This window comes from Mycobacterium sp. E3305 (assembly GCF_001666785.1).
GTDB lineage: Bacteria > Actinomycetota > Actinomycetes > Mycobacteriales > Mycobacteriaceae > Mycobacterium.
This window is the reverse complement of record NZ_LZJA01000200.1, coordinates 73,661-87,891: the sequence shown is the minus strand read 5'-3', so window position 1 is coordinate 87,891 and position 14,231 is coordinate 73,661. Positions and strand designations below refer to the sequence as shown.

Sequence of the window (14,231 nt, the reverse complement as noted above, 5' to 3'; positions counted from 1 at the left end):
GGCACCGCCGCGACCGTCGGCTTCGCGGGCCTGACCACCGCCAACGCCAACGGCAACGTGGAAGGGCTTGCGGCGCTGATCTTCTCGCGGTACGTCTGGGCGTTCGAACTCACCAGCGCGCTGCTGATCACCGCGGCCATCGGCGCGATGGTGCTGGCCCACCGCGAACGCTTCGAGCGCCGCAAGCCCTTCCACGTTGCCGTTGGCGTTGGCGGTGGTCAGGCCCGCGAAGCCGACGGTCGCGGCGGTGCCGATCGCCGCGATCAGCAGAACGCCGAAGCCGATCCCGGCCAGGACCGCGGCGATGCGCTGACCGTGCAGCGTTTCCTTCAGGGATTCCGCGGAGTCCACGCCGATCAGCATCAGCACGAACAAGAACAGCATCATCACCGCGCCGGTGTAGACGACGACCTGGACGACACCCAAGAACAGCGCGTCCTGGATCATGTAGAACACCGCCAGGATGATCATGGTCATCGCCAGGAACATCGCTGAGTACACGGCGTTGACCGCGAGCACCACCCCGATCGCGCCGATCAGCGCGAGCGCGCCCAGCACCCAGAACGCCACCGCTTCACCGGTGGAGGTGCGCACGATGGTGTCGGAAGCCAGGAGCTGGCTTGTCACTCCAGTCACCGGGATTCCCCGGCCTTCTCGGTCTCCTTGAGGCCGTCCGCGGTGACGTTGCCCTGGTAGTAGTCCTTGTCGGTGGCACCGGGCGCGCGCGGGTGCGGCGGCGCGGTCATGTCGGGCAGCAGGGGAGCCAGCAGCCGGTCCTTCTCGTAGATCAGGTCGGCGCGGTTGTCGTCGGCCATCTCGTAGTCGTTGGTCATCGTCAGCGCGCGGGTCGGGCAGGCCTCGATGCACAGGCCGCAACCGATGCAGCGCAGGTAGTTGATCTGATAGACCCGTCCGTACCGTTCCCCGGGCGAATACCTGAGCTCCTCGGTGTTGTCCGCGCCCTCGACGTAGATCGCGTCGGCCGGGCAGGCCCACGCGCACAACTCGCACCCGATGCACTTCTCCAGACCGTCCGGGTACCGGTTGAGCTGGTGACGGCCGTGATAGCGCGGCGCCACCGGGCCCGGCTTCTCCGGATACTCCTCGGTGACGTTCTTCTTGAACATCGATCCGAACGTCACGCCGAATCCGGCGACGGCGTCTAGGAACTTAGCCACGTGCTTTCTCCTTGCTCGCGGCCGCCAGGGACTTCATCGGCAGCGGCGGTGTCGGGAATACGGGTGTGGAGGTCTGTCCGGCAGGCAGCTGTTTGGCCTGGCGGCGGAGCTGTCGCTCCAGCGCGCGAATACCCGGCGTGGCGAACGGTTTTCGCAACAACAGCACCAGTGCCGTCGCGAACACGATGCTGCTGACCACCAGCACCGGGGTCCAATGCGCATACCCCTGGTTCTGCATGGTCCGAATCACGGCCGCGATCAACACCCAGACCAGTGAGGCGGGGATCAGCAGCTTCCAGCCCAGCGCCATGAACTGGTCGTAGCGCAGCCGGGGCAGCGAGGCCCGCAGCCAGAAGTAGATGAACAGGAAGGTCCACATCTTGGCGGTGAACCAGAGCACCGGCCACCACCCGGTGTTGGCGCCCGCCCACATGTTGATCGGCCAGGGCGCGTGCCAGCCTCCGAAGAACAACGCGGTGGCCAGCGACGACACCGTCATCATGTTGACGTACTCGGCGAGCATGAACATCGCGAACTTCAGCGACGAATACTCGGTGTGGAAGCCGGCGACCAGTTCGCCCTCGGCCTCGGGCAAATCGAATGGGGCCCGGTTGGTTTCACCGACCATCGAGATCAGGTAGATCACGAACGACGGCAGCAGCAGGAACACGTACCAGACCCGGTCCTGTGCGGCGACGATCTCCGACGTGGACATCGAACCGGCGTAGAGGAACACCGCCGCGAACGACAGCCCCATCGCCACCTCGTAGGAGATGACCTGGGCGGTGGAGCGCACGCCGCCCAGCAGCGGGTAGGTGGACCCGGATGCCCAGCCGCCCAGCACGATGCCGTACACCCCGATGGCCGACAGCCCGAGAATGAACAGCACCGCGACCGGCAGGTCGGTCAGCTGAAGCGGGGTGCGGTGGCCGAACACCGACACCACCGGGCCGAACGGGATGAACGCGAACGCGGTGAACGCCGGGATCGTCGAGATGACCGGAGCCGCGAAGTAGACGAACTTGTCGACACCGCCGGGGGTGATGGTTTCCTTGAGCGCCAACTTGATTCCGTCGGCGAGGCTTTGCAGCGTGCCCCACGGTCCCGCCCGGTTGGGACCGGGCCGCAGCTGCATCCAGCCCAGGATCTTGCGTTCCAGCAGGATCGCGACCAGCACGTTGAGCATGAGGAACACGAAGATGGCCAGCGCCTTGCCCAGCACCAGCCACCAGGTGTCGTGCCCGAATGCGGACAAGGAGCTCGTCGTCATGATCCCACTCCGATTTTCACTGTGCTGCCCAGGCTTACGCCCAGCTGCCGGTGCACGGCGCAACCCGGCGAGTTCAGCGGAAGCCACACCACCCGGTCGGGCATGTCGGTGATGATCAGCGGCAGGCTGATCGATCCGCGCGGCGTGCTGACGGTCACCGCGTCGCCGTCGGCGGCGCCGATTTCGGCGGCCGTGTCTGCCGACAGCCGAACCGCGGGTTTGCGTGCGGTGCCGGCCAAATGCGGCTCGCCGTCTTGCATCCGGCCGTTGTCGAGCAGCATCCGCCAGCCGGTGAGCACGGCTTCACCCGCACCGGGCTGGGTCGGCTCCGGGGTCGCGACGGACGGGCCGGACGCCCAGCCGCCGTCCCAGGTGCCCAGCCCGGCCAGTTCCGTGCGGGCCGCTTCGGCGGTCGACAGGCCGAGATAGACGCCCATCTCCTCGGCCAGCGCGTCGAGTACTTGGTGGTCGGACTGGCTGGCCTGCGCGATGGTGCCGCGCAGCGCGGGTTCGAAGGGGCGGTAGCGGCCCTCCCAGTTGACGAAGGCGCCGGCCTTCTGCGTCGTCGGCGCGACCGGGAACACCACGTCGGCGCGCTCGGTCACCGCGCTGCCCCGCAGCTCCAGGCTGACCACGAAGCCAGCGGAGTCCAGCGCGGCCAGCACGGCTTGGGGATCGGCGAAGTCGTCGGGTTCGACGCCGCCGACCAGCAGGGCGCCCAGCGTCCCGTCGGCGGCGCCGGCGAGGATGCCCTCGACGTCACGCCCACCGGCGGAAGGCAATTCGGAGACGTGCCACGCCGCCGCGATCTGTGCGCGGGCGGCCTCGTCGTCAAGCGGGCGGCCGCCGGGCAGCAGGGTGGGCAGCGCGCCGGCCTCCAGCGCGCCGCGCTCGCCGGCGCGCCGCGGCACCCACGCCAGCCGGGCCCCGGTGGCGTCGGCGAGCCGGGCGGCGGCGGACAGCCCGCCGGGCACCGTGGCCAGCCGTTCCCCGACCATGATGACCGCGCCCGGGGAGGAGAGCAGGTCGCCCACCTCGCCGGTGCCCAGCGCGTCCAGCGCCGCGGCCTCGCCCCCCGGAGCGGTCTTGATCAGCCGGCCCGACATCTTCACCAGCGCCCGCGTGGCGAACGGCGCGATCGCGTACACCGGCAGCCCGCGCTTGCGGGCGGCCTTGCGCAGTCGCAGGAACACGATCGGGGACTCGTCCTCGGGCTCGAAGCCGACGAGCACCACCACCGGCGCGGATTCCAGATCGGAATAGCTGACATTGCGCCGGCCGGCGATGTGTGCCGCCAGGAAGCCGGCCTCCTCGGCCGAGCTGGGGCGGGCGCGGAAGTCGATGTCGTTGCTGTCCAGCACGATTCGGGCGAACTTCGAGTAGGCGTAGGCGTCCTCCAGCGTCGCCCGGCCGCCGACCAGCACGCCCGTGCGCCCGCGGGCCGCCTCGAGGCCCCGGATCGCCGTGGCCATCGCGTGCGACCACGACGCGGGCACCAGCGCGCCGTCCGCATCACGGATCAGGGGAGTGGTGATGACGTCCGGCTGGGTCGCGTAGGTGAACGCCCACCGGCCCTTGTCGCAGTTCCACTCCTCGTTGACCTCGGGGTCGTCGCCGGCCAGGCGGCGCAGCACCTTGCCGCGCCGGTGGTCGGTGCGCTGGGCGCACCCGGACGCGCAGTGCTCGCACACGCTGGGGCTGGACACCAGGTCGAACGGGCGGGCGCGGAAGCGGTAGGCCGTTCCGGTCAGCGCGCCGACCGGGCAGATCTGCACCGTGTTGCCCGAGAAGTACGAGTCGAACGGCTCGTTGGCGTAGATGCCGACCTGCTGCAGGGCGCCCCGCTCCTGCATGTCGATGAAGGGGTCGCCGGCGATCTGCTCGGAGAATCGGGTGCAGCGGGCGCACAGGATGCAGCGCTCGCGATCCAGCAGCACCTGGGCGGAGATGTTGATCGGCTTGGCGAACGTGCGTTTGACGTCGGTGAAGCGAGAATCGGTGCGGCCGTTGGACATCGCCTGGTTCTGCAGCGGGCACTCGCCGCCCTTGTCGCACATCGGGCAATCGAGCGGGTGGTTGATGAGCAGCAGCTCCATCACCCCGTGCTGGGCCTTGTCGGCGGCCTCGGAGGTGAGCTGCGTGCGCACCACCATGTCGTCGGTGGCGACCGTCGTGCACGACGCCATCGGCTTGCGCTGCCCCTCGACCTCGACCAGGCACTGCCGGCAGGCACCGACGGGCTCGAGCAGCGGGTGGTCGCAGAACCGCGGGATCTGGACGCCCATCAATTCGGCCGCTCGGATCACCAAAGTGCCCTTGGGCACGCTGATTTCGTTGCCGTCGATGGTCAGCGTCACCATGTCCGGCGGACGCTCGGGGCCGTCCTTGGGGTCGCCGGTCTCGGTTTTGGCGGCACTGGTCAAAGTGTCAAGCCTTTCCGTTCAGCATGGAGTCTCTGGGGTCGAACGGGCAGCCACCGCCTTCGACGTGGGCCACGTATTCGTCGCGAAAGAACTTGATCGACGACATCACCGGGCTGGCGGCGCCATCGCCCAACGCGCAGAACGACTTCCCCAGGATGGTGTCGGAGATGTCCAACAGCTTGTCGATGTCCTCGCTGGTGCCCGTACCGGTTTCAAGCCGCTCGTAGATCTGGTCCAGCCAGAAGGTCCCCTCCCGGCAGGGGGTGCACTTCCCGCACGATTCGTGCTTGTAGAAGTACGTCCAGCGGCGCACGGCGCGCACCACGCAGGTGGTCTCGTCGAAGATCTCCAGCGCCTTGGTGCCCAGCATCGAGCCGACCCCGCCCACGCCCTCGTAGTCCAGCGGCACGTCGAGGTGCTCGTCGGTGAGCAGCGGGGTGGACGATCCGCCGGGGGTCCAGAACTTGAGTCGGTGCCCGGCCCGCACTCCGCCGGCGTAGGCGAGCAATTCGCGCAGCGTGATGCCCAGCGGCGCCTCGTACTGGCCGGGCCGAGCGACGTGCCCGCTCAGCGAATACAGCGTGAAGCCGGGCGATTTCTCGCTGCCCATGGACCGGAACCAGTCGACGCCGTTGAGGATGATCGAGGGCACGCTGGCGATCGTCTCGACGTTGTTGATCACCGTGGGGCAGCCGTAGAGGCCCGCCACCGCGGGGAACGGCGGGCGCAGCCTGGGCTGGCCGCGCCGGCCCTCCAGGGAATCGAGCAGCGCGGTCTCCTCGCCGCAGATGTAGGCGCCGGCGCCGGCGTGCACCACCAGCTCGAGGTCGAACCCCGAACCGTTGATGTCGCGGCCCAGGTATCCGGCGGCGTAGGCCTCGGCCACCGCGTTCTGCAGGCGGCGCAGCACCGGCAGCACCTCGCCGCGCACGTAGATGAACGCGTGGCTGGCCCGGATCGCGTAGGCGGCGATGATCACACCCTCGACCAGTACGTGCGGCGTCGCCAGCATCAACGGAATGTCTTTGCACGTACCGGGTTCGGACTCGTCGGCGTTGACCACGAGGTAGTGCGGCTTGGCGGCCGCGCCGGTGTCGCCCTGCGGGATGAACGACCACTTGGTGCCGGTCGAGAAGCCGGCGCCGCCGCGGCCGCGCAGCCCGGAGTCCTTGACGGTTGCGATGACGTCGTCGGGCGCCATGGCCAGCGCCTTCTTCATCGCCTCGTAGCCATCGTGCCGGCGGTAGGTCTCCAGGGTCCAGGACTCCGGGTCGTCCCAGAAGCGGCTGATGACCGGGGTGAGCGGCGTGGCCTGAGAGGTCGTCATGACGGGCTCCCCGGGGGAGTCGGCGCCTGCATGCCGTGTTCCTGCGCCACTTTCAGCCCGGCCAGGGTGGCCTCGCCCGCCCCGCCCTGGCCCTGGTCCGGGCGCTCGTCGGGCAGGCCGGCCAGGATGCGCGACGTCTCGCGGAAGGCGCACAGCGGGGCGCCCCGCGTCGGCGGCTTGGGCTCACCGGAGCGCAACGAGTCGACGAGTTCGCGTGCCGAGTCGCACGTCTGGTTGTCGAAGAACTCCCAGTTGACCATCACCACCGGCGCGTAATCGCAGGCGGCGTTGCACTCGATGTGTTGCAGGGTGACCGAGCCGTCGGGGGTGGTCTCGTCATTGCCGATGCCCAGATGTTCCTTCAGCGCGTCGAATATCGCGTCGCCGCCCATGATGGCGCACAGCGTGTTGGTGCAGACACCGACGAGGTAGTCACCCGTGGGCCCGCGGCGGTACATGGTGTAGAAGCTCGCCACCGCCGACACCTCGGCGCCGGTCAGTCCCAGCTGCTCCCCGCAGAACTCCAGACCGGCCGGGGTCAGGTAGGAGTCCTCGGCCTGCACCAGGTGCAGCAACGGCAGCAGCGCCGAGCGCTTGTTGGGGTAGCGGCCGACGATCTCCTTGGCGTCGACTTCCAGCCGTGCCCGCACCTCCGGCGAATACGACTGCGGCGCACCCTCGGTGACGAACGCGTTGGGCTCCTCCGGCGGCGGTCCGAGCCGGAGGAAGACCGGCTGTCCCTGCGGGCCGGTCACCGGTCGACCCCGCCCATGACCGGGTCGATGCTGGCGACCGCGGTGATCAAATCGGCCACCATGCCGCCCTCGCACATCGCGGCGACCGACTGCAGGTTGGTGAACGAGGGGTCCCGGTAGTGCACCCGGTAGGGGCGGGTGCCGCCGTCGCTGACCATGTGCACGCCGAGTTCGCCGCGCGGCGACTCCACCGCGGTGTAGACCTGGCCCGCGGGAACGCGGATGCCCTCGGTGACCAATTTGAAGTGGTGGATCAACGCCTCCATCGAGCTGCCCATGATCTTGGCGATGTGCTCGGGTGAGTTCCCCATGCCGTCGGGGCCCACCTTCAAGTCGGCCGGCCAGGCGATCTTGCGGTCCTCGATCATGGTCGGGCCCGGCTTCAACTTGTCCAGACACTGCTCGATGATCTTGATCGACTCCCACATCTCGTTGACGCGAATCATGTAGCGCCCGTAAGCATCACACGTGTCGGCGGTCATCACGTCGAATTCATAGTTTTCATATCCGCAGTACGGTTCGCTCTTGCGCAGGTCGTGCGGCAACCCGGTGGCCCGCAGGATCGGCCCGGTGATGCCCAGCGCCATGCACCCGGTCAGGTCCAGGTAGCCGATGTCCTGGGTGCGCGCCTTCCAGATGGCGTTTTCGTTGAGTAGGCCGCCCATTTCGCGCAGCACCTGGCGCAGCGGCTTGAGGGCCTCGGCGACGTCGGACTCCGCACCCGGCGGCAGGTCCTGTGCCACGCCGCCCGGCCGGATGTAGGCGCTGTTCATCCGCAATCCGGAGATCTTCTCGAACAGGGTCAGCACGATCTCGCGGCCGCGGAAGCCGACGAACATCGGCGTCATGGCGCCCAGCTCCATGCCGCCGGTGGCCAATGCGACCAGATGCGAGGAGATCCGGTTGAGCTCCATCATCATCACCCGGATGACGTTGACCCGCTCCGGGATCTGATCGGTGATGCCGAGCAGCTTCTCCACGCCCAGGCAGTACGCGGTCTCGTTGAAAAACGGTGACAGATAATCCATTCGGGTCACGAAGGTGACGCCCTGGGTCCAGTAGCGGTATTCCAGGTTCTTCTCGATGCCGGTGTGCAGGTAGCCGATTCCGCAGCGGACGTCGGTGACCGTCTCGCCCTCGATCTCCAGGATCAGCCGCAGCACGCCGTGGGTGGACGGGTGCTGGGGTCCCATGTTGACGACGATCCGCTCGCCGGGGTCGGCGTTGCGAGCGGCGTCGACGATCTGGTCCCAGTCCTGGCCGCCGGCGACCAGCACGGTTTCACCGGCGCCGCCTCCGCCGTTGGTCGAGTCAGTGACTGTGCTCATCAGTTGTACGCTCTCCGCTCGTCGGGCGGGGGTATCTGCGCGCCCTTGTATTCCACCGGGATGCCGCCGAGGGGATAGTCCTTGCGCTGCGGATGGCCATGCCAGTCGTCGGGCATCTCGATGCGGGTGAGCGACGGGTGCCCGTCGAAGACGATGCCGAAGAAGTCGTAGGTTTCGCGCTCGTGCCAGTCCGTCGTCGGATAGACGCCGAACAGCGAGGGGATGTGCGGATCCCCGTCCGGCGCAGCCACTTCCAGCCGGACGCGGCGGTTGTGCGTGATCGACTGGAGCGGATACACCGCGTGCAGTTCGCGGCCCGCCTCGTGGGGATAGTGCACCCCACTCACGCCCAGGCACATCTCGAAACGCAGCTCCGGTTCGTCGCGAAGGCGCTGGGCCACCTGGGGGAGCGCCTCGCGGCGCACGTGCAGGGTCAGCTCGTCGCGGTACACCACGACTTTCTCTATCGCGTCGGAGAATTCGACGTCGGCCGCCTGCAGAGCGTCGGCCAGCCGGTCCACCACGTCGTCGAAATAGCCCCCGTATGGGCGGGGAGAGCTGCCGGGCAGCACGACCTCCCGCACCAGCCGCCCGTACCCGGTGGTGTCACCGCTACCGGTGATGCCGAACATGCCGCGGCGAACGTTGATGACCTCACCGTCGGCACGGGGCACGCCGGCCCCTTCGGTCGCCGCTTGCTTCGGGTCGTGGTCGGGCGAGCTCATCGCAGCAGCCCGCGCATCTCGATGGTGGGCCGGGCCGACAGCGCGGCCTGCTCGGCCTCGGCGATGGCGGTTTCCCGGTTGACGCCCAGCGGCATCTCCTGAATCTTCTCGTGCAGCTTCAGGATTGCGTACAGCAGCATCTCGGGCCGCGGCGGGCAGCCGGGCAGGTAGATGTCGACCGGCACGATGTGGTCGACGCCCTGCACGATCGCGTAGTTGTTGAACATGCCCCCGGACGACGCGCACACGCCCATGGCCAGCACCCATTTCGGCTCTGCCATCTGGTCGTAGATCTGGCGCAGCACCGGCGCCATCTTCTGGCTCACCCGCCCGGCCACGATCATCAGGTCGGCCTGCCGCGGCGTCGCCGAGAACCGTTCCATGCCGAACCGCGCGATGTCGAATCTTGGCCCGGCGGTTGCCATCATCTCGATGGCGCAGCAGGCCAACCCGAACGTCGCCGGCCACAACGAGTTCTTGCGTACATAGCCGGCCACCTTCTCGACCGTCGACAGCAGAATCCCACCGGGCAGCTGTTCTTCGAGACCCACGTCTACCTCAATCCCACGTCAGGCCGCCGCGGCGCCACACATAGGCGTACGCCACGAAAACCGTGAGCATGAACACCACCATCTCGACCAACGCGAACGTTCCCAGCGCGTCGTAACTGACCGCCCAGGGATACAAGAACACGATCTCGATGTCGAAGACGATAAAAAGCATTGCGGTCAGGTAATACTTCACCGGGAACCGCTGGCCGCTCGCCGCGTGCGGGCCGCTGACCGGGCTGTCGGTCGGCTCGATGCCGCATTCGTAAGGGGCCATCTTCGACTTGTTGTAGCGCGACGGGCCGGCCAGGCTCGCGATCACCACCGATCCGACGGCGAAGGCCGCGGCTATCGCACCGAGTACCAGGATGGGTATGTAGACGTTCAACTCGCTCCAAGATCTCCTCGTACGGGCCGCCGGTGCGGCGGCCGGGCGGGGGGCCGGGCTGCTGTGACGCGCCCGGGCCGCGGGTGGTCACAGTGACCTCCACAACATAGCGTCGCGAAGGCAGGTGTGCTTTGTCGGGGTGGGGGTATCCGGGAAAGTTTTGCGTCACCGCAACCTGGCGGTCGGGCGCCGTGCGCGAACGACACGCGGATGCGGGCGCGGTGAGACGCTAACGGCGCAGGTGAGGCGCCTTGCGCGGGTCTATCGGGTGGGCGTGCGGAGCAGCCCGAGGACCGTGCGGCCGAGCACGATGGGATCGATGGGGTGCGGCACCGCGGCTTCGGCCCGCGACCAGTTCGCCAGCCAGGCGTCGTCCCGGCGGCCGGTGAGCACGAGGATCGGCGGGCACGTCGCCAGTTCGTCTTTGAGTTGTTTGGCGATTCCCATGCCGCCGGTCGGCGTGGCTTCGCCGTCCAGGATGGCCAAGTCGATGCCGCCCTCGTCCATCTGCCGGACCACCATCGGGGCGGTCGCCACCTCGAGGTAGGTCAGCTCGGGCAGGTCCGGATGCAGATGCTTGCCCAGCGCCCGGATCACTTGCTCGCGGGTTTCGGCGTTGTCGCTGTAGACCAGGATCCGCAGGGCGACGCTGGATTCGGGACTGGAGTCGGACACGCTGCAGATGCTACTGGTGCCGCGCCGGATTCACTGGGCAGCCCGCACGAAGACGGCGTCCGCCGCCGCCGTCGCGGTCGAGGCGACCATGCCGAGGCGGTTCCAGCCCAGGTCGAACTGGGTGCGATCCACCTTGGCTTCCCCCGCGATCCGGATCGAGCCGTCGTCGAGCTCGGTGATCGTGGCGGACAGCGGCAGCGGCGCGGTCACGCCCTTGATGGTGAAGGCGGCCCGGAGGTCGGCGGACTTGCCCTTGGTCGGCTGCACCGCGGTGACGACGACGCTGATCTCACCGAAGCGCTCGACGTCGAAGAAATCGGCCGAGCGCAGGTGCTTGTCGCGACGCCCGATGCCGGTGTCCAGGGAGGCGGCGCGGATGTCGAGGCGGCCGAAGACCGCCCCCGTGCCCGTCAGTTGGCCGTCTCCGCTGAACTCGGTGAAGCGGCCCTTGACCCGCACCAGACCCCACATGTTCCTGATCTTGAAAGTGATGGTCGAGCGGTTCGGGACGAGGTTCCACACGCCGGCCAGGTCGGGATCGTTGAGAAGTGTTTCCAAAGTCGTCATCGTCACCCCCATCTGTCGTGGCGAATCTAACGTCAGCCGAGCAACGGCGCGATATCTGCGGGGTCGAAGTACTCGTCGATCCGGTCCAGCCGGCCGTCGCCGCCCACCCTGATCACGATGCAGACCCGCATCGAGATCGATTGTCCGGCATGACCGGTGGCGTGCAGGACGTGTTGTTGGACGAAGCCGCCCTCGAAGAATCGCCGGTCCAGGATTTCATAGCGGCGCTCCGTCGTCGCGGTGATGAACCAGTCGATGACGCGCAGCGCGCGAGCCTTGCCGTCGTCGCCGCGCGCGCCGACTCGCCAGACCGCGATGTCATCGCTCCACATCCCGTCGACCGCCGCGTAGTCGCCCTTCTCGATCGCCGTGAACAGGCGGTCGGCCGCGTCGGCCACGATCTCCACACTCGCACCGGCCATGGCGACTGCTCCTATCTCGATGGCCCGGCTCCTTCGCGCGCCGCTGCACGGCCGCGTCGTCGCCCGGCTATTCGGTGTCGTATCCGGGGTGCGCCACCGCCACCCGGCGGCGCACCAAGGTGCGCAAGCACGCGGTGACCTCGCGGGCCCGCCCGTCCATCTCGCCGGCCCGTATCGCGGCGGCCAGCTCTTCCTCGTCGGCGAACCCAAGGTCGGCCAGCGCGGCGCGGGATTCGGCGTCGCTCTCGTCGAGAAGCTCGCGCTCGACGATCCGCAGCGCGTTGGCGGCCACCCGCGCGTGGAAGTTCACCTGCCCGGTGGTGGCCGCCCGCACGTCGGTCTCGAGGAACTCGGCCACCGCGGCCACCAGCTCGGCCGCGAGCGGGCGGCCGTACGCGCCGATCATCAGGCGGCCCCTTCCAGCAGGTCGAGCAGGTCCCACTCGGTCTCGCACACGCGGCGACCGATCGTGGCGAGCTCCACCGAGCGGAACTGGCCGCTCAGGTGCCGCTCGGCCTGGTAGCGGCAGATGACGCCCCAGCGCAGGGTGGCCAGCACGAGCCACCAATGGAACGCCGCCCGGTCGACGGTGGTCCCGCCGGCTTGCTCGTAGTCCCGCAAGAAGCTCTCGATGCTGCCGAGGCCGCCGGCGCCGAGGCTGGCCGGGGCGCCGAAGCGCCAGGCCCGGATGCAGAACCAGGCCAGGTCGTCGTAGGGGTCGCCGCGGTGCACCAATTCCCAGTCGAGGACGGCGGCGAGGCGGGCCCCGTCGACGATGAGGTTGCCCATCCGGTAGTCGCCGTGCACCAGCACGTCGGCCGATGACTCCGGTCGGCGCGCCTCGAGCCAGCGGAACGCCCATTCGAAAGTGGCCGTGGTGTCACCCATCGCGTCGAGCCGCTCGCGCCACTGCGCGAGCGGATCCTCGCGGGCCAGGCCGGGGATGCCCGGGTCGGCGCGGTGGATGGCCGCCAGGGCCTGTGCGCATTGCCGCAGCAGCCCGGCGCGGGCCGCTTGCCCGCCGGCCTCGTCGAGTTGGCGCTGGATGCGCCGGACGATCGTCTCACCCTCGATCGCGTCGCAGATCAGGAACGGATTGCCCAGGGCGGCAGGCGAATCGTCAGCGAGGAGGACATGGGGGACCGGCGCGCCTGCGGCAGCGGCGGCGGCCTGGGCGCGTGCCTCCAGCTCCATGCCGGCGTGCACGTCGTCGGGCGCGCCCGTGCGCAGGATCAGCGCGTGGCGTCGCTCGCCGGCGACGGCGTTGAACGCCCACGTCGAGCGGCTGGCGCCCCCGGTCAGCGCGCGCAGGTTCTCCACGGCGACGTCGGCGCCGAGGACCGGCGCCAGCGCCGCGGCGATCTGGGTGGCCAGCTCCTCGGTCGACGTCACTTGCCAAACTTAAACAGCCGCTGGGCCACCCGGCGAATCTGGATCTCCTCGGCTCCCTCGGTGATCCGGTAGCGACGGTGGTGGCGGTAGATGTGTTCGAACGGCTCGTGCCGGCTGTAGCCCAGGCCGCCGAAGATCTGCATGGCCCGGTCGGCGGCGTCGCAGACCAGTCGGTTGGCCCGGTAGTTGGCCATCGACACCTTGTCCGAGACCTCCATGTGGTGGTCGCGGTCCAGGTGCCAGGCGGCGTAGTGGACGAGCAGCCGCACCATCTGGGCCTCGGTCTGCAATTCGGCCAGCGGCCATTGCACGGCCTGGTTGACCGACAGCGGCTTGCCGAACACCGTTCGCGTGCCGGCGTATTCGGCGGCGCGGTCGATGCAGTACTGGGCCGCGCCCAGGCTGCTCGCCGCCTGCCGAATCCTGTTCTCGTGCAGGAACGTCTGTGCGACTTCCAGGCCGCGGTCGACCTCGCCGAGCACCGCGTCGGCCGGCACCCGGACGTCGGTCAGCGCCACCTCGCCGTGATCGGTCGGCATGTTGAACGTCCACCAGTAGTAGGGCACGTCGAATCCGGGCGCGTCCGTCGGCACCAGGAACGCGGTGATGCCCCGCGCCTGGCCGGGCTCACCGGAGGTGCGGGCGAAGACCAGGTCGTGAGTCGCGCGGTGGACGCCGGTGTTGAACCGTTTGGAGCCGTTGATGATCCAGCCGTCACCGTCGGGTTGGGCGCGGGTCTCCAGCCAGGTGGCGTCCGAGCCGTGCTGCGGCTCGGTGAGCCCGAACGCCATGGAACGTTCCCCCGTGATCAGGGCCTCGGACCATCCCCGCCGTTGTTCGTCGGTGCCGAACCGCTCCATCATGATCACCTGCGGGAAGTTCCCGACGATCGAGGATTCGTTCTGCAGATCGTTGTGCAGGCCAAGACCCTTGTGCGCCAGGTGTTCCCGGATGACGGCCATGTCGACGTTGGTGCCGTCCCGGCCGCCCAGCGACGACGGTAGCCCGTAGCGCAGCCAGCCCGCCTTGTCGGCTCGCCGGCGCATCTCGGCGAGCAGGTCCTCCCACTCGCGCGTCGGAATGCCGTCGTTGTCCCAGTCGGTGCGGGCGTGTTCGCGGCGCTTGTCGAAGTACTGGATGTGCTCGCGCTCCAAGGGTTTGATCTCGGCCTCGATGAACTCGTCCATCTCGGCGAGCAGACCCGGAAGGTGTTCGGGGAGTGTGAAGTCCACA

At 68.6% G+C, this 14,231-nt stretch carries 15 protein-coding genes and 1 pseudogene; all 16 read right to left on the bottom strand.

What is annotated here, in order from left to right:
- On the bottom strand, window positions 1-627 hold a 627-nt coding region (locus tag A5701_RS18890; RefSeq protein ID WP_231969205.1), incomplete at its 3' end, for an NADH-quinone oxidoreductase subunit J.
- 5 nt (window positions 628-632) lie between these two features.
- Window positions 633-1,199 (bottom strand): annotated as a pseudogene (gene nuoI / locus A5701_RS18885) (NADH-quinone oxidoreductase subunit NuoI); the annotation flags it as partial.
- Window positions 1,171-2,433: an NADH-quinone oxidoreductase subunit NuoH gene (nuoH, locus tag A5701_RS18880; protein ID WP_067757103.1), complete on the bottom strand. Its 1,263-nt coding sequence runs from the start codon at window positions 2,431-2,433 to the stop codon at window positions 1,171-1,173. The pseudogene nuoI and the gene nuoH, both read right to left, overlap by 29 nt.
- An 11-nt stretch (window positions 2,434-2,444) precedes the next feature.
- Complete coding sequence (locus tag A5701_RS18875; protein WP_067757072.1) at window positions 2,445-4,871, bottom strand: NADH-quinone oxidoreductase subunit G; 2,427 nt, start codon at window positions 4,869-4,871, stop codon at window positions 2,445-2,447.
- 4 nt (window positions 4,872-4,875) lie between these two features.
- Entirely contained in the window at window positions 4,876-6,198 is a 1,323-nt protein-coding gene (nuoF, locus tag A5701_RS18870; protein ID WP_067757069.1) for an NADH-quinone oxidoreductase subunit NuoF, read from the bottom strand.
- Entirely contained in the window at window positions 6,195-6,953 is a 759-nt protein-coding gene (nuoE, locus tag A5701_RS18865) for an NADH-quinone oxidoreductase subunit NuoE (protein ID WP_067757066.1), read from the bottom strand. Before nuoE ends, nuoF begins: the two co-directional genes overlap by 4 nt.
- On the bottom strand, window positions 6,950-8,281 hold the full coding sequence (gene nuoD / locus A5701_RS18860) for an NADH dehydrogenase (quinone) subunit D (protein ID WP_067757063.1): 1,332 nt from the start codon (window positions 8,279-8,281) through the stop codon (window positions 6,950-6,952). Before nuoD ends, nuoE begins: the two co-directional genes overlap by 4 nt.
- Window positions 8,281-9,006 (bottom strand): NADH-quinone oxidoreductase subunit C, encoded by a 726-nt coding sequence (locus tag A5701_RS18855; protein WP_067757059.1) that lies wholly within the window; start codon window positions 9,004-9,006, stop codon window positions 8,281-8,283. Before A5701_RS18855 ends, nuoD begins: the two co-directional genes overlap by 1 nt.
- Entirely contained in the window at window positions 9,003-9,557 is a 555-nt protein-coding gene (locus A5701_RS18850; RefSeq protein ID WP_067271408.1) for an NADH-quinone oxidoreductase subunit B family protein, read from the bottom strand. Before A5701_RS18850 ends, A5701_RS18855 begins: the two co-directional genes overlap by 4 nt.
- A 7-nt stretch (window positions 9,558-9,564) precedes the next feature.
- On the bottom strand, window positions 9,565-9,942 hold the full coding sequence (locus A5701_RS18845) for an NADH-quinone oxidoreductase subunit A (RefSeq protein WP_067271405.1): 378 nt from the start codon (window positions 9,940-9,942) through the stop codon (window positions 9,565-9,567).
- Window positions 9,943-10,203: 261 nt separating this feature from the next.
- Window positions 10,204-10,617: a response regulator transcription factor gene (locus A5701_RS18840; RefSeq protein ID WP_067271403.1), complete on the bottom strand. Its 414-nt coding sequence runs from the start codon at window positions 10,615-10,617 to the stop codon at window positions 10,204-10,206.
- Between the two features lie 30 nt (window positions 10,618-10,647).
- Window positions 10,648-11,184 carry a YceI family protein gene (locus A5701_RS18835; RefSeq protein WP_067757100.1) on the bottom strand — a complete coding sequence of 179 codons (537 nt, stop codon included), beginning with the start codon at window positions 11,182-11,184 and terminating at the stop codon, window positions 10,648-10,650.
- Window positions 11,185-11,216: 32 nt separating this feature from the next.
- Window positions 11,217-11,606, bottom strand: a complete 390-nt coding sequence (locus A5701_RS18830; RefSeq protein ID WP_067757055.1) for a nuclear transport factor 2 family protein — start codon at window positions 11,604-11,606, stop codon at window positions 11,217-11,219.
- Window positions 11,607-11,673: 67 nt separating this feature from the next.
- Entirely contained in the window at window positions 11,674-12,012 is a 339-nt protein-coding gene (locus tag A5701_RS28600) for a DUF6285 domain-containing protein (protein WP_067757052.1), read from the bottom strand.
- Complete coding sequence (locus A5701_RS18820) at window positions 12,012-12,998, bottom strand: phosphotransferase family protein (protein WP_067757050.1); 987 nt, start codon at window positions 12,996-12,998, stop codon at window positions 12,012-12,014. Before A5701_RS18820 ends, A5701_RS28600 begins: the two co-directional genes overlap by 1 nt.
- On the bottom strand, window positions 12,995-14,230 hold the full coding sequence (locus tag A5701_RS18815) for an acyl-CoA dehydrogenase family protein (RefSeq protein WP_067757047.1): 1,236 nt from the start codon (window positions 14,228-14,230) through the stop codon (window positions 12,995-12,997). Before A5701_RS18815 ends, A5701_RS18820 begins: the two co-directional genes overlap by 4 nt.
- Between the last annotated feature and the right edge of the window lies 1 nt (window position 14,231).

Bases quoted from the DNA above. Each gene is read 5' to 3' on its own strand.
- nuoF (WP_067757069.1), bottom strand. From the start codon at position 6,198: ATGACGACCTCTCAGGCCACGCCGCTCACCCCGGTCATCAGCCGCTTC.
- nuoD (WP_067757063.1), bottom strand. From the start codon at position 8,281: ATGAGCACAGTCACTGACTCGACCAACGGCGGAGGCGGCGCCGGTGAA.
- A5701_RS18855 (WP_067757059.1), bottom strand. From the start codon at position 9,006: ATGAGCTCGCCCGACCACGACCCGAAGCAAGCGGCGACCGAAGGGGCC.
- A5701_RS18835 (WP_067757100.1), bottom strand. From the start codon at position 11,184: ATGACGACTTTGGAAACACTTCTCAACGATCCCGACCTGGCCGGCGTG.
- A5701_RS18830 (WP_067757055.1), bottom strand. From the start codon at position 11,606: ATGGCCGGTGCGAGTGTGGAGATCGTGGCCGACGCGGCCGACCGCCTG.
- A5701_RS28600 (WP_067757052.1), bottom strand. From the start codon at position 12,012: ATGATCGGCGCGTACGGCCGCCCGCTCGCGGCCGAGCTGGTGGCCGCG.